Origin of the sequence: Marinifilum fragile JCM 15579, assembly GCF_001310955.1 — a bacterium.
Classification (GTDB): domain Bacteria; phylum Bacteroidota; class Bacteroidia; order Bacteroidales; family Marinifilaceae; genus Marinifilum; species Marinifilum fragile.
Genome location: NZ_BAZX01000005.1, coordinates 168,986 through 191,602 on the forward strand (window position 1 = coordinate 168,986; position 22,617 = coordinate 191,602).

Annotated in this window: 15 protein-coding genes and 1 pseudogene; 15 read left to right on the plus strand and 1 reads right to left on the minus strand. The window is 37.0% G+C overall.

The window, feature by feature from the left end; translation table 11 throughout:
- Nucleotides 1–19 precede the first annotated feature (19 nt).
- From JCM15579_RS06560 to JCM15579_RS06585, 6 genes are all read left to right on the plus strand, one after another.
- The gene (locus JCM15579_RS06560; protein ID WP_054717493.1) at nt 20–1,183 is read left to right on the plus strand and encodes a TlpA disulfide reductase family protein; all 1,164 of its coding nucleotides are present in this window, start codon (nt 20–22) and stop codon (nt 1,181–1,183) included.
- 387 nt (nt 1,184–1,570) lie between these two features.
- Nucleotides 1,571–2,122 carry an RNA polymerase sigma factor gene (locus JCM15579_RS06565; RefSeq protein WP_054717496.1) on the plus strand — a complete coding sequence of 184 codons (552 nt, stop codon included), beginning with the start codon at nt 1,571–1,573 and terminating at the stop codon, nt 2,120–2,122.
- Between the two features lie 333 nt (nt 2,123–2,455).
- A complete protein-coding gene (locus JCM15579_RS06570) occupies nt 2,456–3,583 on the plus strand; it encodes a FecR family protein (protein WP_054717499.1) in 1,128 nt (375 codons plus the stop codon).
- Nucleotides 3,584–3,794: 211 nt separating this feature from the next.
- Nucleotides 3,795–4,931, plus strand: a complete 1,137-nt coding sequence (locus JCM15579_RS06575) for a carboxypeptidase-like regulatory domain-containing protein (RefSeq protein ID WP_172677379.1) — start codon at nt 3,795–3,797, stop codon at nt 4,929–4,931.
- Nucleotides 4,932–5,095: 164 nt separating this feature from the next.
- Nucleotides 5,096–7,228 (plus strand): SusC/RagA family TonB-linked outer membrane protein, encoded by a 2,133-nt coding sequence (locus tag JCM15579_RS06580; RefSeq protein WP_157471367.1) that lies wholly within the window; start codon nt 5,096–5,098, stop codon nt 7,226–7,228.
- A gap of 21 nt (nt 7,229–7,249) precedes the next feature.
- Entirely contained in the window at nt 7,250–8,617 is a 1,368-nt protein-coding gene (locus tag JCM15579_RS06585; protein ID WP_172677380.1) for a RagB/SusD family nutrient uptake outer membrane protein, read from the plus strand.
- 648 nt (nt 8,618–9,265) lie between these two features.
- On the opposite strand, the gene JCM15579_RS06590 is transcribed toward JCM15579_RS06585, so the two are convergent.
- Complete coding sequence (locus tag JCM15579_RS06590) at nt 9,266–9,652, minus strand: HU family DNA-binding protein (protein WP_054717620.1); 387 nt, start codon at nt 9,650–9,652, stop codon at nt 9,266–9,268.
- 542 nt (nt 9,653–10,194) lie between these two features.
- Here JCM15579_RS06590 and JCM15579_RS06595 point away from each other — a divergent pair.
- From JCM15579_RS06595 to JCM15579_RS06635, 9 genes and pseudogenes are all read left to right on the plus strand, one after another.
- Nucleotides 10,195–10,749 (plus strand): RNA polymerase sigma factor, encoded by a 555-nt coding sequence (locus JCM15579_RS06595; protein ID WP_054717510.1) that lies wholly within the window; start codon nt 10,195–10,197, stop codon nt 10,747–10,749.
- A 191-nt stretch (nt 10,750–10,940) separates the two neighbouring features.
- Complete coding sequence (locus JCM15579_RS06600; protein WP_083464567.1) at nt 10,941–12,104, plus strand: FecR family protein; 1,164 nt, start codon at nt 10,941–10,943, stop codon at nt 12,102–12,104.
- A gap of 160 nt (nt 12,105–12,264) precedes the next feature.
- The gene (locus JCM15579_RS20705) at nt 12,265–13,251 is read left to right on the plus strand and encodes a carboxypeptidase-like regulatory domain-containing protein (protein WP_218186085.1); all 987 of its coding nucleotides are present in this window, start codon (nt 12,265–12,267) and stop codon (nt 13,249–13,251) included.
- Nucleotides 13,248–15,857: a SusC/RagA family TonB-linked outer membrane protein gene (locus JCM15579_RS06605; protein WP_218186086.1), complete on the plus strand. Its 2,610-nt coding sequence runs from the start codon at nt 13,248–13,250 to the stop codon at nt 15,855–15,857. Before JCM15579_RS20705 ends, JCM15579_RS06605 begins: the two co-directional genes overlap by 4 nt.
- 11 nt (nt 15,858–15,868) lie before the next feature.
- On the plus strand, nt 15,869–17,380 hold the full coding sequence (locus tag JCM15579_RS06610; protein WP_054717516.1) for a RagB/SusD family nutrient uptake outer membrane protein: 1,512 nt from the start codon (nt 15,869–15,871) through the stop codon (nt 17,378–17,380).
- 59 nt (nt 17,381–17,439) lie between these two features.
- Nucleotides 17,440–18,437: pseudogene (locus tag JCM15579_RS21385) on the plus strand (substrate import-associated zinc metallohydrolase lipoprotein).
- 115 nt (nt 18,438–18,552) lie between these two features.
- A complete protein-coding gene (locus JCM15579_RS06625) occupies nt 18,553–19,968 on the plus strand; it encodes a DUF4302 domain-containing protein (RefSeq protein ID WP_054717525.1) in 1,416 nt (471 codons plus the stop codon).
- Nucleotides 19,969–20,552: 584 nt separating this feature from the next.
- Nucleotides 20,553–21,104 carry an RNA polymerase sigma factor gene (locus tag JCM15579_RS06630; protein WP_054717527.1) on the plus strand — a complete coding sequence of 184 codons (552 nt, stop codon included), beginning with the start codon at nt 20,553–20,555 and terminating at the stop codon, nt 21,102–21,104.
- Nucleotides 21,105–21,307: 203 nt separating this feature from the next.
- Nucleotides 21,308–22,504, plus strand: a complete 1,197-nt coding sequence (locus tag JCM15579_RS06635; RefSeq protein WP_054717529.1) for a FecR family protein — start codon at nt 21,308–21,310, stop codon at nt 22,502–22,504.
- Nucleotides 22,505–22,617 lie beyond the last annotated feature (113 nt).

A 22,617-nucleotide genomic window follows, 5' to 3' on the forward strand; every position in this document is an offset into this window, starting at 1 on the left:
TAAGGAATTTTAATGAAATATGAAAAAGCAAATTTTAAAAGGATTAGCTCTTATAGCTTTGTGTTTGGGAGCTGCTACTAATGTAGATGCTCAGGAATATACAATATCCGGAACCATAAAGGGATTGGATCAAATTAATGGCATGATGTACTATGAAGATGCAAGTGCAGAACGTGGATTCAGGTTTGATACCATAAAATTTGAGAAAGGAAAATTCGAATACAAAGCAAAAATCAAAGGACCTGAGGTGTTGCGTATGTCTTTTCGTACCGATAAATTAATGAAGATGGCAGGCAGAGGATATTTCCCTACCAAAGCAGTGATGTTGTATTATATTGCTTATCCTGAGGCTGACATCAAGGTAAAAGGGGAAGCTACAGACTATTGCAATGCATATCCATATGGTGATAAGGAAAATGAAACAATGGCAAAGTTACATGCTAAGATTTATCCTTTGATGAATGAGACAGTTAATTTAGCAGTTAAGAATGCAGTAGATTCAACATTAACAGATGACCAAAAGAAGAAGAATGAGAAAAAGGCTGAAGAGTTGAGTCGTAAAACGAACGATTTAAGATTGGCATTTCTGGAGGAATATGCTTCCTCGATTGCTGGTCTTTGGTTAATGGAGGATATGATCATTCGTTCTCAAATTGAAATGGAAAAGGTTGCAGATTTAATGGAATCGGTTGATAGTGATAAGTACAAAGATCTTTTTTACTACAAAGCATTAGCGCAAAGAGTTGAAGGCTTTAAAACAACAGGCGTAGGTGCACAGGCTCCAAATATTTCGGGAAAGAACATTATGGATGGAGCTGATTTTGATTTGGAGTCGTTGAGAGGAAAATATGTGATTATTGATTTTTGGGGAACATGGTGTGGTGCATGTTTGGCAGGAGTTCCTGAAATGAAAAAATTTAGAGACAAGCATAGTGATAAGCTTCAGATTTTAGGACTTGCCAAGGATAGAGTTCTTACAAAAGTGCAGAAATGCATAGAAAAAAATGGAATGAACTGGCCCAATGTTTTAGTAGGAAAAGGGGAGCAGGATTATGTGGCAAAGTATAATGTTCAGGGATATCCAACCAAGATTCTATTGGATAAAGATGGAAAGATTTTGCTTCGTTCGGTAGGAGAAGTAGAAAGCTTTTATCATGACGTTGAAAAGTTAATTTCGAAATAACAGAAGCTTGAGAAATAGTTTTAGTATGGCTCCACTGTTATACGAAGCAATACTAAGGGAAAAGAGAGATCCTTCTGGAATTAAATTTTATAGTAAAGAGGGAGCCAAATAAATTGAAGGAGTAGACCGATTGGGTTTGCTCCTTTTTATTTTACAGGACAATAGAATGCCATCGAATACCCATTGAGTGTATTTGATTTGAGGAGCTTCAAACAATATGCTTACCTGTATTTTGGATGCAGAATTCCTGTCGTTTCCATCTACAGTACATCATATCGGACGTCTAAAATAGCATATCCTAGTTGAAGATATATGTTACTAGGATTTGTTGACTCTAAAAAGATGAATTTGCAAATCCCTTAAAAAAACACTTATATTTGAGGCGAAATGAACCTAAGTACTGACCATATTATAAAATTGACTCAAGGAGATGAGAGTGTATTCAATGAAATATACGATGGTATGTTTCATTCGCTTTGTTTGTTTGGTTACAAAATGATTTCTCAGGAAGATGTGGTGAGTGATGTCGTGCAGGAAGTTTTTGTAGAATTGTGGAAAAAGAGAGAACAGTTTACTACCCCTATTAAGACCAGAGCATACCTGTATACAGCGGTTCGCAATAAAATTCTTAACCATATTCGCAATAAAAGAACCGTTTCACTCGAAGGAACTCCTCGAGATGAAGAAGATGTGAATAATTACATTACGGCGGAAGAAACTTACCGATTAATCAGTGAAGCTGTAAAACACCTACCCGAACAAACTGGCAGAGTAATCGAACTGGCTCTTAATGGTTATGGCAATCCTGAAATTGCAGAGAATCTTAATGTTTCCATTAACACAGTTAAAACCCTGAAAAAAAATGGTTACGCCAAATTAAGAGTATTATTGAAAGACCAGGTATTTGTGTTAATGATTCTTGCTGAAATTTTTAAGTAGCAAAAGTAACAATACCCAAGTTTCAAACTTCAAATTTTAAGTTCCAAGGAAAAAGTATAACATTAGAAAAACCTTCAGTATTTAGCTGTCGGCAATCAGATTTTATAGTCCTTCCACAAAATTGAACAAATCCTTCACTTCGTTCCTAAGTTCAGGATGTCTTGTCAATTCTGTATATTGGTAGCTGATCATTCTACTAGTGCTTGAATAAGTAGCTTTCTCATTGCTTTTCTGTATTTTAGTTAGGTAATAAAACTTTTTTCAAAAAAAAATCAAACCTGAATCACCCTGTTTTTAATCTCATGAGTTATACGGGTGCAATTAAAGAAAAAGATGAAAGAATCTACCGAAAAATATATCGAGAAAGCTGAAAAGTGGTCGAAAATCATTTTAACTGATGAGGGAGAAGCAAGCGATCAGGATCAGGAAGTTTTCGAATCTCTGAAAAGTGGAGCGTATGCCAATTGGAGAAAGCAGCACATACACCGTTTCGATAAAGACCATGTAAAATCGAGAGTGGATGCTGAATTGCAAATCAATAAAACAAGAAAAATTGGAATACCACAATGGCTGCAGTCGGTGGCTGCAGTTTTGATAATTGCAATGTTGGCGGCTGGCGGATATTGGATTTATTCTGATATGCAAACATTGAAAGAGAATCATTTGTTACCAGGATCTTCTATGGCCTATTTGGAGATTGACAATCAGGAAAAAATAGAACTTACTGGTAAGGATACTTTGTTGCTCTTTAAAGAGTCGAAAGCAGAGCTGGATTCAGGAAGAATTGTATATTCTTCTTCCGAAGCTCAAAACCAGAAAGTAGAATATCACAGAATAAACGTACCTCGTAATGGAGAGTTCTTTGTGGTACTATCAGATGGAACAAAGGTTTGGATAAACTCCGGTTCTCAGTTGGGATTCCATTCCAAATTTACAGGCAAACAAAGAATTGTGCATTTGGAAGGGGAAGCTTATTTTGAGGTATCCAAGAATCCTGAGCAACCATTTGTTGTGAGAACGAACAATATGGATGTAAGGGTTTTGGGAACACACTTTAATGTGAAGGCATACGATGATGATGAATTTACCTATGCGACTCTGAATGAAGGGAAGGTGCATGTGTTTAAGGGTGAGATGAGCGAAGTTCTTCAACCTGATGAACAGTTGGTTTTGAATAATAATACCAAGGCTTTCAAGAAACAGATAGTAGATGCTTCCATCTATTCTGCCTGGGTAAAAGGCAAAATGATGTTTAAAGATGAACGCTTGGAGGATATCATGAATTCCCTGTCAAGATGGTATGATGTTTCTGTTTTCTATCGAACTGAAGAATTGAAAGACAGAAGGTTCTCTATCAGTACAAATCGCTATGGCGACATACAAACTTTGTTGGATCAAATGGAATTAACGAATCGTGTTCGATTTGAAATCAATAAAAATGCTATTGTAGTAAAACCGTAGGGACATGACATGTAGTGTCCGATTGTAAATTACATGCCAAAATAAGGCATGTCAGATAATAAATGAAAAATGGGAAAATGATACTGGAACTATCATTTTCCCTGTTAGTTAAATTATATGTGTAACACAATCTAACCAGTACAAATTTATGGAAAAAAAATCAGAATGCTTCTGTTCAATAAAGCAGAAGTGGATTAAAATGTTTCGAGCTATGAAACTGACCCTAATGTTCCTGTTGGTAGGAGTTTTACAATTAAGTGCCAGTGTGCATGCCCAAAATGGTAAGCTGAATGTTCAGGTGGAGAACATGCAACTGTCTGAATTGTTATGGCAATTGCAAGAAGAATCGAGTGTGGTATTCATTTATCAGACCGATGATGTTAAAGATGTGAAAGACATATCAGTTGATATGTCAGCAGCAAGTATTACCGATATTCTGAACGAAGTACTTAAAGGTACTGATCTTGATTACGTTGTGGACGAAGAAGTGGTGGTGATCAAAAAGAAGGAAATTGTTCCTGTGCCTGCTGTTGAGGAAAAACAACAAGAAAAGAGAACCATCAAAGGTAAGGTTACCGATAAAGATGGGTTTCCTCTTCCTGGTGTATCTGTTGTAATCAAGGGAACCAGCACAGGTGTTGCTACTGATATTGATGGAAATTACAGTTTGGAACTGGAATCAGATAAGGAAGTTTTAATTTTCTCTTTTGTTGGGATGTTGCCTCAGGAAGTTTTGTACAATGGACAAAGTATACAAAATATTACATTAACTTCGGATACAGAGCAGATGGCAGAGGTTGTGGTAACTGGTTACCAAACCATTTCGAAAGAGAGAGCTACTGGTGCATTTGAGAAAGTTGGCGTAAAGGAGCTTGATGAAAAAATATCCACAAGTATTATGGGAAAGCTCGAGGGACAAGCTACGGGTGTGCTTTATAACTCAGATGGTTCATTTACAATTAGAGGAAAAAGTACTTTTTACGCAAATGTGAGTCCGCTTATTGTTGTTGATGGCTTTCCAATAGAAGGTGATCTAGAAACCATAAACCCGAATGATGTTGAAAGTATGACAGTTTTGAAAGATGCAGCAGCTGCATCAATTTGGGGGGCTCGTGCAGCGAATGGTGTTATAGTAATTGTGTCTAAAAAGGCATCTAAGAATAAGTCAGTTAATATTGATTTTAGTGTGGATCATACCATAAGAAAATTGGCAGATTTAAATGAACTTACCTATGCTTCTACGGGTTCACTTTTAGAGCTGGAGAAACATTTATCTGACTATGAATGGATGAATTTACCCAATAATAATAACCGTTGGCCTTTGACTCAGGGAATTGAAGCTATATAAAAGCGAGAGAAGGTGTAATAAGTGATAGTGAGGCAAATGAGATTATTGATGGATTAAGACCAATTGACTCTCGAAAAGAATTCAAGGATCTGTTCTTAAGAAATTCTACATCTTCTCAGTATAATCTTGCCATCAGCGGAAACTCAGAAAAAAGTAATTATTATGTGTCTTTAAATTATGCTGATACTAAAGGGTTTTCTAGAGAAAATGATGATGATAGAATTATAACTAATATTAGACTTAATACACAGTTGAATAGTAGGTTAAAAGCTGATATGGGAGCTAGCTTTACCATTCGTCAAAGAAAGGAAAATGGAATTCCTCTTTCAGAAATAAATAATATCAGTCAATATCAAAGTATTTTGGATGAGAATGGTAACTATATTCCTCAGAGCCATTTTTACGATCAAGGCACTAAAGATTATGCAGCAAGCCTGGGTTATCCTTACAATTGGGATTATAACATTAAACAAGAATTCGATAATAAGGATAATAGCATAGATAAAAAGGATGTTAAGCTGTTTGCAGGTCTTAATTATAAAATATTGAAAGGCTTGGATTTTGATGCGAAATTTCAGTACGAATGGGGAAATACTGAATTGGAGCAAGTTTTTAATGAACAAACCTTCTATACGCGTAATTTGGTTAATTACTACACTTCATTAGATAAAAATGGAGATTTGATTAATTCAATACCTAAAGGAGTTATTTTAAATAAGGACAATTCGAATTACAAGTCTTTTACATTTCGTTCTCAGATAAATTTTAATAGAGAATTTAATGATGGATTATATAAGATAAATGCAATAGCTGGTATAGAAACAAGAAAGCATGTGACTCAGGGGTATGGATTAAAAAAGTATGGCTATGATCCTGAAAGTTTGCAATACGTTTCAGTAAACTATGCAATGAAAGTTCCTGTTGGTTTTGCTGGAGCAAAAACATTTATAAGTGAAGGAACAACTTTTACAGAGGTTGAAAATAGATTTGCTTCTTATTATTCAAATTTTGCTTTTACTTATGCAGATAAATACACTTTTACAGGAAGTGCTCGATTGGATGATTCAAATTTATTTGGTGCTGATGATAAGTACAGAAGTACACCTCTTTGGTCATCAGGTATTAATTGGCAAATAAACAAGGAAGATTTCTTTAATTTAAGTTTTGTAGATCGTCTAAATTTAAGAGTAACATACGGATTAAACGGGAACGTGGATAAAAGTACAAGTCCTTACCTTATTGCAGGAGTAGCTACTGATCGTTATACTCAATTGCAATATGCCTATATTATGAATCCTGAAAATCCAAGTTTGAGATGGGAAAAGACAGCAGTTACAAATTTTGGTGTTGACTATGCTCTTTTTAATCATCGTTTAAATGGTAGCTTGGAATACTACATGAAAAATAGTACGGATTTATTAAGTAATGTAAACCTTAATTCAACAGTAGGATTTTCTAGTGCTTTATTGAATAATGGAAAATTAGAAAATCAGGGTCTTGATATTTCAGTGAATTACGCAGCTTTGATTAATAAATTCAAATGGAATGTTGGTATGAATTTCTCATATAATAAAAGTAAAGTTAAAAGAGTTGAAATGCCTAATGAAACGGTCTCCGGTTATATAGGTGGATCTTTGATGGAGGGAAAACCATTGTCTTATCTTTATAGTTATAAATGGGCTGGTTTATCAGAAGAAGGTACACCTCAAATTTATAATGAGAATGGTGATAAAATCGATCATAATACAACATTGGAAGATGTCAAAGGGTTAAAATATGAAGGTTCAAGAGTTCCAATGTATTATGGAAGTTTATCAAATAGGTTTTCTTACAAGAACTTTAGTTTAAGCATGCTGTTTGTTTATAAAATGAAATATGTCTTTAGAAAACCTACTATAAGTTATGACGTGCTTCCTAACCAACCAGGAATAAAACATATTCATGAAGATTTTGAAAAAAGATGGATGAGATCCGGTGATGAAAATATAACAGACATCCCTAAATTACCTCAATACAGGAATGATGGAATAAATTATTATAATTTATACTCTGCAAATGGAAGTCATAATGTTTTAGATGGTTCGCATATTCGCTTTAAAGAATTAATTTTTGCATATGAATTACCTAAGCAATATTTAAAACAACTTAAGTTAAGTGCTTTAAAATTGTCATTTCAGATGAGAAATATAGCTGTCTTAACATTTAATAAAGATCATATTGATCCGGAAAATATTCCATCAATGTACAGATTACCTCAAGAGCCGGAATACACTTTTGGTTTGAAGGCAAGTTTTTAATAATTTATGATATTTGGTAAAATGAAAAATATATTTTTAGTAGTAAGTGCACTATTGTTACTCACATCGTGTGATGACTGGTTGGATATTACACCCAAAGGGAAAATTATTCCAAATGAGGCAAAAGATTTCAGATTAATGTTGGATCAGGTTTGGCATAATGGATCTTCTAAGGCCGTTACATTAGGCTATAAAAACGTACTATTTAGTAGTGATGATATGGAAATTCCTGATGAGTCATATAAGATTGAATATCAGACTAGAATACAAAAAACTTACATATGGGATGATAGTATTGTATTGGATGAGGAAGAAGATAATGATTGGAAATATGCTTATAATCAAATTTATGTGTCAAATTTGATTGTGTCTAAGTTAAGTGGAACGTCAGATGAGGAAGAACAGCAACTGTTAGCAGAGGCGAAAATTCATAGAGCATTTAATTATTTTATTTTAGTAAATATTTACGGGAAGCATTATAATGAGGCAAGTTCGGCCTCAGATTTAGGAGTACCTTTATTATTAAAACCAGATCTTTTGGCAGATTTGACAAGGAGCACTGTTAAAGAAGTCTATGATCAGATAATTAAAGATATTGAAGAATCAATAGAGTATTTGCCTGAGTTGGCAGAGTATAACCATAGACCATCGAAAGCAGTAGCTTATGGATTAATGGCCCGAGTAGCTTTATTTATGGGTGACTATACAAGTGCTTTAAGCAATGCGGAAAATTGTCTGTCGTTGTATGATTTTTTATATGATTTTAATGATTTTTCTGATAACCCTTGGTTCCCATCTGTATTTGAATATCCGGAAAGGTATGAAGATAAAGAGATCTTATTTCTAAAATATTCTACAGATCAATCTAGTTTAATTTTTCCAAGTCAAGAATTAGTGAGTTTGTATGAGGTGGATGATCTTCGATTTTCAAAAAGATTAATAAAAGACTATTGGCCTCCTGAAATTGTAGATTATATATATAATCCAATGGAAGCTGCCTATAAGCCATTTGGTGTAAATGTTGCCGAAGTTTATTTAATGAGAGCTGAATGTAATGCTCGTAAAGGAAATTATGCTCTTGCAATGAATGATGTAAATACAATCAGAGAGAAACGCTATACTAAAGGTACATACACTGCATTAAGTGCATCAAATGCAGTTGAAGCACTTGAAATAGTGAAAGAAGAGCGTAGAAGAGAATTGGCATTCAGGGGGCTTAGATGGTTTGATTTAAAGCGCTACAACGTTTATGATGATGCTAATATTAGCTTAAGTCGTACTATTGAAGGTGTGGAATATAGACTTGAAGCTAATTCAAATCGATGGGCATTCCCAATAGGAATGAAGTATATTCTTAAAAATCCGGAGATTATACAGAATCCGAATTAGAACACTATAATAATGAATCAAAATCATTATAAGATTTGACAACCATTTAGTATCTGGGGGAGTGATCAATTTTGATCACTCCCCTGTTATTAATAACCGAAGTGAATATAACATTCATAAAAGGAGATATTGCAAGATTAGAATCTAGGATGATTTCAGGAATTATAAACTCCTGTTGGAGCCTATAATTAAGAGTACCTTGTTATTAATAAATGTGGAAAATAAGATTGATTCTTGGGCAGGCAAACCATCAGCGGGAGAGCTTGAGAATTTAATTATAAAGTGTATATCAGTAAAATCTCAAGAATTTATTAGTTTTTGATTGGAAAGGAGTGGGCTTAGAATGTTGAGTCTGCTCCTTTTACTATTACGTAATACTAGAGACAGGATTAATCCGGTTTTTACCATTAATAAGGCAGTTGATAGGTGAATTCACTGTATTATTATAATCTAATTTGATAGAAAATAAAAATAAGATTGTAACTATCCGGTAAACAGGTGAGTTACTGGGTAAAGAAAACGCACTTACGTTTTGATATTTTCGTAAGCACGTTTTGAATAAAACGTAACTACGTTTTTTTTAACAGATGGCTATAGAAATTTACACCATAAACAAATTATATGACTATGGTTAAATTACAATTGTTTTTAGTCTACTTTTTCGTATTCTAAATTTTTAAGCATATGCTTTAATTCTTTGCCAGGAGTAAAGATGCATTTTGCACCTTTAATGGAATTCATAGTAACATCTTTTTCATCTGTTTCACCAGTGCTGCTAATACTAATTCGAAGACTACCCAATTCTCCCAAACGAACAATTGAACCTTCTTCAAGAGCATCTTGCATTACCTCTACCAAAGAGTATAGTACGGCTCTAATATCAGCACCACCAACCGTACTGTTTTTTTCAATACGCTTGGTTAGCTTTTCAAGTGTTAACTCACCATTAGTTATAGTGTTGGCATAGAATTTTTTGTCGCCTCCACCTGCTACGCCAGGCTGGCCTCGTTCAATGACTTTGTATTTTACTGTCATATCTTTTGATTTTTTATCAGCAATCCCTTTATTCTTCACTTTTAGTCAATATAAATAGCCATCTGTCCTGAGTAATTGCATATTGGTATAAAAGAAGATGTAAGAATATAGTTTGTTGCTGAATTAAAGTATTTTTGAAAAGAGCCCATCGGCCTCCTCTTCCAAGTGCGACCCGTCAAAGTTTTACAAGGTTGATGACCAGCCGGTGGGTTGTCTTTCCAAAACTTCCATCCAAGTTAAATAAATATTATGACAATACTATCTGTCAAATGTGTCAAGTTTCTTACACTCATTGAATTTAACTTTATTTAACAGTTTGGGTTTTATGGGAGTGTAGATGTTTAGATTGGATTGGTTTTGTTACATTGCTTGAAATTCAGACGTATACAAATTTGTAAGTTATCGATGTTTGTCTTAATAATTTATCTAAACATATGAGTTTACATTTTTATTTTGTGGCTTCTATGCTTAAGAACAGTTTTCTGGTCCGCCTCTATGATTTTCCAAAAACATGAATATATTTGTGCGGAAACCCCATAATCATGATTACAGACCAAAGTATATTAGAACATATCCGGAGAGGGGACAAAGAAGGCTTGGATTTTTTGTTCAGACGTTATTACAAACCTTTGGTATTGTATGCAAATGCATTTGTAAACGACATCCATAAGGCAGAAGATGTTGTTCAGGAACTGTTCATTAAATTCTGGAATGACAAGCTGTTTGATAGGTTGTATAATAACACTCTAAGTACCTATTTGTTTGCATTGGTTAAAAATGCTTCGCTAAATCACATCAACAAAAAAGATATACTCTCTGATACGGCTGAATTTTCTCATTTGGAGATTGCAGAGGAAGAGGCCCGACGAATTGCTGAAGAGGGAATTCAGAAAGTGAAGCAAGCCATTGAAGAACTGCCAGAAAAGACTCGAAAGGTGGTAGAGTGCATCATGATTCAAAATATGAAATACAAGGAAGCTGCTGAAGAATTGGAAGTTTCCGTGAATACCGTAAAGACCCTGCTAAGGAACGGAATATCCAAATTGAAAGAAGATTTGAAAGATCATAAGGATCTCTTTCATCTGTTTTTTCTTTAGGATGATTTTCGCTTGTACTCCTCATTAATTTCGACTTTGCTTTTCTTAGTCGCCTGTTTTTTGATTTTCTCAAGTCTTAACGGAAGTAGATTCTTCATTTGTAACTCCCACATTAATAGGGTCGAAATATTTTTCTGAAAAAAAATCATTTTGATTCACCCATTTTCATATTCATTTTGTTCCACTAGCATATGAAAAAGAAGATGACGTCGAAAGAAGATATATTACATGATGTGCTGGACTATTTAAATGGGAAGGCATCAGATGATCAAACTAAGAATTTGAAGGAATGGCTTGTTGACAGCGATGAGAACAAAGAACGGTATCGTGAGATTGTAAGAGCCTATTACAGACTCGGCAATATTCAGAATTGGGATCAGATAAATGTATTATCAGCGAAACGAAGAATTAATTCAAAAATCACAGGAAAGAAAAGAATAGTGCAGTGGTCAGTGGCCGCTAGTATTGCTTTACTTCTTGGTTTAGGTTTGACATTTTTGGTAAATAATTTTACGCAGGAGCAGAAATTGGCACAGGTTACCAGAATAGAGCCAGGCCAAAAAGGAGCAGAGTTGATCCTTTCCAACGGGAAAAAATATCAAGTGATGAATACCCAAAAGGTATTGAAAGAGAAAGATGGATCGACACTGCAAATAGATACTTTGAAGGGGATTGTTTACAATAAGGACGCTGCTAAGTCGAAAGAATTAATTTACAACACAATTAAAGTGGCAAGAGGGCAGGAATTCAACTTGCAATTGGCAGATGGTACCAAGGTTTGGCTGAATGCAGATTCTGAATTGAAATACCCTGTACAGTTCACGGGAAAAAGTCGGAAAGTGTATCTGAAAGGCGAAGGATATTTTGAGGTAGCTCACAATAGGCAGAAAGCTTTCATTGTAAATTCTTTTGATCAGGACCTTCGGGTGTACGGGACAAAATTCAATGTAAATGCTTATGACAAGAGATTGATAAAAACTGTACTTGTGGAAGGTAGTATAGGTGTGAAAATCGCCGAAAGAACAGAAGAGAAGAGAATGAAAGCTGGTGATTTGCTAAATGCCAACACTGTAGAGGGAAACATGACTACCGAGCAGGTAGATGTATATCCCTACATTGCTTGGAAGGATGGGAACTTCCTGTTCAATAATGAAAGCCTGGAAGAAATCATGTTGAGGCTGGAAAGATGGTACAATGTAAAAGTGTTCTTTGCGGACAATTCTGCCAGGGATATTCAATTCATTGGTGACATGAAGCGTTATACAGAAATCAATAAGTTGCTGTATTTCATTGAGAAATCATCAGGCGTAAAATTTGAAGTGAAGGAGGATGTTGTAATAGTAAGTCGTAAATAAAAACGGAAAGTTCTGCAAAAACTTTCCGCTTAAATAAACCGGGCTAAATATCTGCAAAATATTTACCCTCAATTTTAACTTGTTAGATTACAAATTTATGAAAAAAAACAACCAAATGGGCTGTTTTCTCAAAAGGAGATGGCTTAAAATTCTATTGGAAATGAAAATCCTTGTATTTCTGGTGCTTGTGCTCTCATATAGTACAATGGCAAAGACTTACTCGCAGAATCAAAAAGTGAGTTTGGAGATGGAACAGGCTACAATTCTGGACGTTTTGAATGAAATTAAGGATCAGACAGGACTTCGATTTTTGTACAAAAGAGGGTTATTTGATGACTTTGAAAGAGTAAACATTGAAGTTGAAAATGAAGAGGTGAAAATGTTATTGGATCAAATACTTCGTGAAAGAGGACTGGAATGTGAAGTAGAAGAAGAAGTGATCACCTTTAAGGAAATTGTTAAGCTTAATCCATTAAAGGAAGCACCACAGCAAAAAAAGATTAAAGGTACGGTAACCGATGATCAGGGCTTACCACTCCCGGGTGTGTCTGTAATCATTAAGGGAACAAATACAGGTGTATCTACCGATTTTGATGGGAATTTTTTATTGGAACTTCCAGCAGGAGAGGAATATGTATTGGTGTTTTCTTTTATTGGAATGCAACCTCAGGAAATTGTTGTTACAAACCAAACTCAATTAAATATTACATTAACAGCTTCGTCGGAGCAGTTGGCTGAGGTTGTGGTTACTACAGGTTACCAGAAAATCGACCGTAAATTGTTTACTGGTTCTGCAACTATATTGAAAGCAGAAGATGCAAAAGTTGCCGGTGTTGCCGATGTTGGACGTATGTTGGAAGGGAAAGTAGCAGGGGTTTCTGTACAGAATGTATCGGGAACTTTTGGTGCAGCTCCTAAAATTCGTGTTCGTGGAGCTTCTTCTATTTACGGTGATACCAAGCCTTTATGGGTAGTTGACGGAGTTGTATTGGAAGATGTTGTTGACATATCACCAGACCAGTTGTCTTCGGGCGATGCTGCAACCTTGATCTCTTCTTCTGTGGCAGGTTTGAATGCCGATGATATCGAGAATTTCCAGATTTTGAAAGATGCTTCGGCAACTGCACTTTATGGGGCAAGAGCATGAACGGTGTAATTGTGATTACTACCAAAAAAGGGCGCACAGGGAAGAATTCAATTCGCGTAAGTTCGGAATTCACCATTAAAATGAAGCCTAATTATGGCGATTACGATATCATGAATTCTCAGGATCAGATGGCCATGTTCATGGAGATGGAAGACAAGGGATGGTTGGATCATGCAGGTATGATGCGTTCCAAAGATGCCGGTGTTTTTTACAAGATGTACAACCTGATCAACTCCTATGAGAATGGTAAGTTTGGTTTGGAAAATACGCCTGAGGCCAGAGCTCATTTTCTACGCAGATACGAAAAAGCAAATACCGATTGGTTTGATATTCTGTTTAGAAACTCTTTGCAGCAAAATCATTCAATCTCTTTTTCCGGAGGATCTGAAGCTTCTAAATTCTATGTGTCAACTTCGTGGTTGAACGATGAGGGATGGACCATCGCCGATAAAGTAGATCGCTACACGGTGAATATGCGCGGTGACTTTGAAATTACCGAAAAACTTTCTGTTGGCTTGCAAACCAAAGGGTCTATTCGTGAGCAAAAAACTCCGGGTACTTTTAACCGTACCAATGATGTTGTAAGCGGAAATTACTCCAGAGAGTTTGATATCAACCCGTTCTCTTATGCAATGAACACCAGTAGAACCATTACTCCTTACGATGAAAATGGTAATCTGGAATATGTTCGTATGAACTACGCTCCATTTAATATCCTTGAGGAGTATGACAATAATCAGATCAACCTTGATGTGTTGGATTTGTCAATTCAAGGAAACCTGGACTACAAATTCAACAAATATTTGAATTACAATTTTACAGGATCGCTTCGATATGTGAAATCATCAAACGAGCATCTAATTAAGGAAGGTTCTAATGTTGTGGCAGCCTATAATGCCGGGGTTGATGATCCTGTTATTGCTGATGACAATAAATACTTGTGGAAAGATATTACACTTCCCAATTCTAGACCAATTTCGGTGCTTCCTAATGGTGGTTTCTACAATAAGGAAAACAATACCATGAAGAATTTGTACTTCAGAAATATGTTGAACTACAACCGTATTTTTGATGAGATTCATTCGGTAAATGTAATGTTAGGGCAGGAACTGAAATATGTGGACCGTCAGTACGATTTTAGTAATGGATACGGATACCAGTACAACAAAGGTGGCGTGGTATTTACCGACCCTAATATAATTAAAGCTACCAACGAATCTGGATTCTCCTATTTTGGAATGGAGGAATTTAGAGACCGATTTGTTGCTGCTTTTGCAAACGCAGCCTACTCATATAATGGAAAATATACCCTTAATGGTACCGTTCGTGTTGATGGCTCGAACCGATTGGGGAAATCGAAAAGTGCAAGATACTTGCCAACATGGAACCTTTCAGGTAAGTGGAATGCCAAGGAAGAGGATTTCCTAACCGATGTTGAGTGGTTGTCCAACCTGTCGTTCAGAGGAACTTATGGTCTGACTGCTTCCATGGGGCCTGCTAACAATGCATCGGTGGTATTCCGAAACAGAATTACCACAACTCCTTACGATTCTGAGAAGCAAAATGCCATGTATATAGCTTCACTTGAAAACTCAGAACTAACCTGGGAGAAGCAGTATGAAACCAATATCGGTTTTGATTTAGGTTTGTTTAGACGTATGTCTCTAAGTGTTGATGCATACCATCGTAAAGGATTTGACCTGATTGCTTATGTAAGAACATCCGGAGTGGGTGGTGAAGGTTGGAAATTTGCCAACTATGCCGATATGATTTCCAAAGGTGTTGAATTCAGCTTGGGAACTCAAAATATTGTGAGTAAAGATTTCAATTGGAATACCAACCTGACTTTCGCTTATAACAAGAATGAAATCACCAACCTGAAGAACAGTCCAATGATTTTCGATTTGGTGAAAGCTGAAGGGGGAGCCTTTAAGGGAGGACCGGTTCGTGGTTTGTACTCGATTCCTTTTGCCGGATTAGATGAATTGGGATTGCCTCAGTTTTACGACCAGGAGGGAAATGTAACACGTGAAGTTTATTTCCAGGATGATGCTGTTGACCACTTGAAGTACGAGGGTTCTATCGATCCTAAGATTACCGGTGGACTTTCCAATAATTTCAAATACAAGAACTGGACATTGAACGTATTCTGTAGCTATCAGTTTGGAAATGTGATTCGTTTGTACCCTTCTTTCCATGCATCTTACTCCGATATGGATGCCATTACCAAGGATATGAAGAACAGATGGCTTCTTCCTGGCGATGAGAAGTACACCAATATTCCGGTGATTGCTTCCAAAAGATTAAAGGACAAGTATGGATCTGAACTGGAATCTACTTATAACGCCTACAATTATTCGGATCAGAGAGTGGCCAAGGGTGATTTCATTCGCCTGAAAGAGGTTTCGTTGGAGTACAAAGTGCCAAAAGACTTCTTAAAAAAAATGGGAATTGCAAGTGCATCGCTGAAAGCACAGGGTACCAACCTGTACCTGTTGTATTCAGATAAATCTCTTAATGGACAAGATCCGGAGTTCTTTGGAACAGGTGGTGTTGCTCTTCCGGTTCCAAAACAGTTTACATTCTCGCTTAAATTAGGATTCTAAAATAATAGAAGATGAATAAGAAAATACTATATATACTGAGCATTGTAGTGACATTTGGATTAATGTCATGTGATAAATATCTGGATACCACCCCGGACAACCGCACGGTGTTGGATTCAGATGAGAAAGTCAAAGAACTGCTTACCAGTGCGTACCCTGAGATGACCTATGGATTGTTTTGCTACTCTATGTCTGATAATGTTGCAGATAGAGGCGAAGGCAACGAAGTGTTCCGAAACAACGAGCAAGGCTACTTTTGGGAAGAGTTTACCGAAACCCTGCAGGATTCTCCATCAGGTTATTGGGAGTCTTGCTACAATGCCATTGCCCATGCCAACCAGGCTTTGGAGTTTATTGAAAGCACCAAAGTGGAGGGGGACATTCCTTTTGAGTATCTGCCTTATTACGGAGAAGCACTTTTGGTAAGAGCCTACTGCCATTTCATGTTGGTGAACTTGTGGGGACAGCACTACAATCCGGCTACAGCCGATACCGATTTGGGTGTGCCTTACGTAACCGAAGTGGAAGACGTGGTATTTAAAGACTACAAGAGAGAAACTGTTGCCAAGGTATATGAATTGGTAGAGAAGGACTTGCTTGAAGGACTTAAGCATATCGAGGATAACGCTTATGATGTGCCAAAATATCACTTTAATGTAGCTGCGGCTAATACTTTTGCTTCCCGCTTTTACCAGTACAAGGGCGAATGGCAAAAGGTGAAGGACTACGCTACTGCAGCTTTGGGAGCTCATCCTTCTGCCAAGTTGAGAGACCTGGCCGGAAAATACAACCTGATGGGTATTAATGAGCAGGCAGCTGAATATTCAAAAGCTACAGAGCCGGCTAACCTGATGTTAACAAGTAATATCACTTATAACTTTAGCCTTTTCCAGGGATTACTTCGCTATGGTCTGTCCCATGATATTTTTTCAAAAGTGTTCGACAATGTTTTTGTACAAGGAGCGAGCAGTAACGCATGGACTCAAAGTGCAGTTACAGTTTCCAATAATCTTGTTGTCTGGAAATGGGGCTACTTCTTTAAAAGAATGGATGTGAATGCTGATATCGGGCTTTACTATGCCATGACACCGAAAATCGTTGCGGAAGAAGCTTTGTTTAACCGCATTGAGGCCAATGTCATGCTGAAAAAGTATACCGAGGCCGAGGATGATTTGAATCTTTACTTTGAAAAGAGATTAGCTCCTTTTACGGATGAAAACAAGGTGACCGAAGAAAAGATAACGGAACGTTTCAGTAAGGATTCACATGCTGCTTCAGATTTGGATCCTTGGTATGACTTGGATGAAAAGACACGTACTTACCTGAACTGTGCCATCCATACGCGCCGAAGAGAATTTGCCTACAACGGTCTGAGATGGTTTGATATTCGTCGTTTCAATATAAAGGTAATCCATGAAGTAAATGAGAGCACGCCTGTCGTATTGGAGGCTAAGGATGCAAGAAAAGTATTGCAAATTCCTGCTATGGCTCAACAATATGGACTGGAAGCAAATAATCGTTAAACGACACAAATTTAAAACAGATGAAAAAGTTATATATATTATTATTCATTTCATCCCTGATGTTTTCTTTGTCTTCATGTGATAAAGAAGATAGCTTGATTGATGAATCAGTTGTGGTGGTTGAAAAAGGCCACCAGAATGACCTGGATACGTGGATTTATAATAATCTGACAGTTCCTTACAATGTGGAAGTAAAATACAAGTGGGACGACACGGAAATTGAAAATAAGTTTCATGTAACACCTCCTACCATTGAGAAGGCACAGGAATTTCTTGAGGCATACCTGAACATCTGGATCAAATCTTATGAGGAAGAAGCAACTGTAGGGGGAAATCCTGATTTCCTGAAGCAGTACATGCCTAAGTTATTGGTGCTGGTAGGAAGTAAACAATTCAACAAGGATGGATCCTATACCCTTGGTCTTGCAGAAGGAGGCCGTAAAGTGACCATTTTTGATGTGAATAATTTTGGTGTAGCTGGCTACGATTGGGATTCACCTGAAGTGAAACTGGAAAAAAGGAAAAAGGCTGTGCTTGAAGCATTTCATGTGGTACATCATGAGTTTGCTCACATTATGCACCAAACCAAATTCTATCCTCTGGATTTCAAGGAAATTTGTAAAGGTGATTATACCGGAAACTGGATTGACGTGTGGTCAGGAGATGCCCGCCTGAAAGGTTTATCACCCCTTATGCCATGTCTGAAGAGAATGAGGATTTTGTTGAGACTGTGGCTGGAATGCTTGATCGTGTAATGAACAGCAATGTGCCGCTTTTGTATAATACTCAGCTAAGAGATGAAAATGGCGTGTTGACCGAGGAATTTGGTGACCTGTATTTAACCGATTGGGAGAAAGAACTTCACGAGTGGGCATGGTCATGGAACTACGATACATGGAACAAGATGACCACCCCTGAGGCTGTGGATGCTTATCACAAATTCAATGCGAAAGTTGATATTGCTACCACCTATTACAAAGAAATATGGGGAATTGACCTGTATAGTTTGCAGAAACGTCTTGAGAATGCTGTAAACGAAGTTGTTGTAGCTAATTAAGAAGAGTAGATTTTAGACAGATGAAACGCCCATGATCAGCCATTATATGCTCACTGGCGAATATGTAAGCCAGTGATGCTTAGGGTTGAAAGGGCTGAATGCTAATTTTAAAGACATGAAAAAATTATTATACATATTGGCAATACTTACGGTATTCTCCTCTTGTGAGAAAGACTTTGAGTATGTGTTCGATGAAACGGTAAGCGAAAGGATAGAAGGCTCCAAGTCGAATTTGACCAGCTTATTAACAGAGGCAGAGTTTGGATGGAAAACTGTTTTCACAGGCATTGGAACCGATGAGCATAGTTCGGGTAGTTTTATTGCTTTTAAGTTTACCCAAACCGAAGATCAGAATAACGGAACGGTACTTATGAATAGCGGTTTTGATGAGGGAACATCTGAATTCTTTATCAATCACCAGGAGGGAACTGTTTTGCAGTTCAATACTCCAAACGATGTGCTATACTGGATGGTTGAGCCTCGCGCATACTTTGGCGCACAAGGTTTAGGTGGCGAAGTGGAATACATTTTCATGAAAGAGGAAAATGGTAAATTGTTTTTCCGCGGCAAAATGAATGATGCAGACATGGTACTTGAAAGAGCGACTGCACAGGATTGGGACATGACCGATATTCAGGCCGGCTTTGAGGATTTCACTGCTAAAAGGAAAAATAGCAGATACCAATTGATTCGTATTACATCAGGAATTAACAATGCTTCTGAAGAGAATCCTTTCTATGTACGATTCGATGATGCAGGATGGAATGTTGAAGGCAAGGAAGACCTTACCTATAGTGCTACCTACAATGTTGATGGCGAAGATATAGAACAGGCTGATGCCGCTTTTGTGTATACTCACGAAGGAATTCAGCTTTCGAACCCGATTGTTATCGAAGGGGATACCCTTAGTAAATTGGTGTTCGATGAAGCTCAGGACAAGTGGATGGTTGGCGATAAAGGTATGCTTGGTGAGTTTGTTTTCTCTCTTGTACCTGTTTATCCTCAGCCTGGTGTAGCTCAGTTGTTGTTCGATAAATCATTGGCTACTGCCGACCGTTCCGGTATGAAAGGAATGCTGTTGAGAGCTTATGGTTCGGAAGGCCCAATGAAAGATTTGGCAGGCAAGATACTTGGAGGAGATCAGGAGCCTGTGTTTGATAAGCTATTGGCTGTGATCGGATATGTTAGCCCTGATGGAGTAGAGTTGGGCGATGGGTTAGTATTTAGAGACAACTCAGGCGACAACTTTGCATTTGTCCCGGTTACTTATGAAATAACAGCAGAGCACCAATTCAAAATTGTACGTACTGGAGGAGATATCATTACCAGTGCAGACTGGACCGGTGCAATTGATAAAATAAATAACGACGCAGATATCAATGACTACCTGGATATTCTTTGTTCAGAAAATGGCTGGAGTGTAGCTGTTGATTATTTTCCATTCGGAATTTATGAGATCTATACTTTTGAGTTGGGTAACAACGACAATCCAGCTAACTGGATGGAAAATTTTGTGGTTACAATGCGATAACTTCTGAAAAGTAAATCACTGGTGGGTAAACTGCCTGCCAGTGAATTGTATTAAATAATCTTTAGATAGAGCAGAGTCTTTTTGTTTGAGACAGGCAGAAAGACTCTAATTTTAAGATAAGCCACTCTTGCATAATATTTCCGACAGCAAGAGTATGGTTTAGAAATTAGTAGCTTTTTATTGTTGTTTTGATCTTTGTTGTTGCCTCTTGCAGCTTAACAAAGGTAAGTGATGTGTGCAAGAGCCTCAGCTTGCTTCATAAAACCCGATCCAACCCAATTGGTAAAGTTTTTACTCTTTTGCTAAGGGAGTGGGTTGGGGATGTAAGCTGGGCTTTTGCAAGCACAATGAACATGATCTGTATAAAAGGGAAGGAATCTGTACTAGCCTTCCCTTTCATTACAATTTAGTTGGTGGTAAGAGACTTTCTGTTGACTTTGGTCAAATACGGAGAGTCTCTTTTTTTATTGTGTGACCGTAAGTCATTCGTAGTTATGGAAAAATGGAATTGTTCTTAGCTCATGGCTTGTATCCAATGGTCTTTTGTATTTTCCACAAGCTTTTTTACTTTTACCGCAGTAAATATGAAGCAACACGAACAAAATATCATTCAAAAATTTAAGAGTGGAGACCAAACAGGTCTTCGTATGTTGTTCGATTTGTACTACACCCCGCTTTGCGTATTTGCCTATAAATATTTCGATTCCTACGAGAAAGCAGAAGACATTGTACAGGAAGCTTTCATCAACTTGTGGGAAAAGGAGAGGATGATAGAATTTACTGGTTCCATAAAGTCATACCTGTTTACTATTGTTCGCAACAATTCCATTAATCAGATAAAAAAAGATCAAAAATTTCGATTCGAAGAAATAGAGAATAAGGCCTACGATATCATCGAAGACAAATACGAAAGTCAGCAATTGGAAGAAAGAAAAGAAAAACTCTATAAAGAGATTGCTCTTTTACCTGCCCAATGCAAAGCCGTTTTCGAAGCCATCGCTTTTGAGAAAATGAAATATGCCGAAGTTGCTGAAGAAATGGATATTTCCATCAATACAGTAAAAACACATTATTCTAGAGCTTTAAAGCAGTTGCGCAGTAATTTGGATGTATTGGTGATGATTTTGATACCGTAAAGCTACAAGTATAAAGCCAGCTCTTCTGGTCCCGAGAATCGGGATATAAAGTAAAAAGTTGAGGAAGTAGCTATGAGTTCCGAACTTTTCATACTCATTACTCATTCAACTTTCCCATTATTCACTACTTTAAAAGATATTTTGGAAAAAAATTGAAAAAACTTGTCACCCGTTTCTCAAAAACACACTTATAGGTTTAAACAATGAAGAAAATGCACATTTCGCAAGAACATATATTAGAGTTAATTCAAGAATATCAGCAAGGAAGGATTTCTGATTCGGGGGTTCAAAAGCTACAGGAATGGCTGAAAGAAGATGAGGCCAATACGGAGGAGTTTGCCAAATATTTGGCTCTTTTTAAAGAGAGTGATGCTTTGAGCAAGCTGGATCAAATTCGAAAAGAAAATGCATGGTTGAATATTAGCAAATCATTATCGAAGCCTGAAAAGAGATCGAAAGTAAGAAAATTACATACCTGGTTGCCTTATGCCGCAGCAGTTGTTGTTTTATTTACAGTTGGCTATTTCATGATTGAGCAGGTAAGAAATGATTATGATTTTGAAAAGGACTACAATTTTGCGGAAATATCAAGCATTGGCACTAAAAAGGCGGTACTTACGCTTGAAAATGGACAGAAAGTGAATCTTGAAGAGAGTGACAAGGAGTTGATAACTGAAGCGGATGGGACTTTGATTCAAAAAAATGCCGATAGCGAATTGATATATGATAATGCTTCTTCTGCTAAAGACAGGGTGATTTACAATCAAATTGAAATACCAAGAGGAGGAGAGTACTCGCTGGTATTAGCGGATGGAACAAAAGTTTGGTTGAATTCGGAATCGAGCTTAAGATATCCTGTGCAGTTTGTGGGAAACAAAAGGAAAGTGGAATTAACTGGAGAAGCCTATTTCGAAGTTACGCACAATCCGAGCAAACCATTTGTGATAGCGTCTCACGATACCGAAGTAAAGGTGCTGGGAACAAGCTTTAATATATCAGCATACGATGATGAGGAGCACATTTCAACGACTTTGGTTGAGGGTAGCGTAGAGCTAAGTTGTTTGGGCAATAAGGAGTTGTTGAAGCCCGGATTTCAGGCTACAGTAAAAAAAGGAGACAATCGATTTAAGGTAGAAAAGGTAAATACAGCATTGTATACCTCATGGAAAGATGGAGTGTTTCGTTATAAAGATCAGTCATTGGAAGAAATTTGCCATCAGTTAAGCCGATGGTACAATGTTGAATTCTTCTTTACCGATTACAAGTATCGTGAATACAGATTTACAGGTGCAGCCAAGAAAGACAAATCCTTGGACTTTACACTTGAAATGATTGAAAAGATAGCTGATGTAAAGTTTGCTATTAAAGATGATAAAATAATTGTAGGGAAACCTGAATAAAGATATTGCGCTTTTGTGGCGGCCACCCAAGAGCACATAAAAAACAGGAAATGCGGCCACATTCCCTGTTTTAACAAATAACAACCATTGAGAATTGTCAATGGCAGTATTAA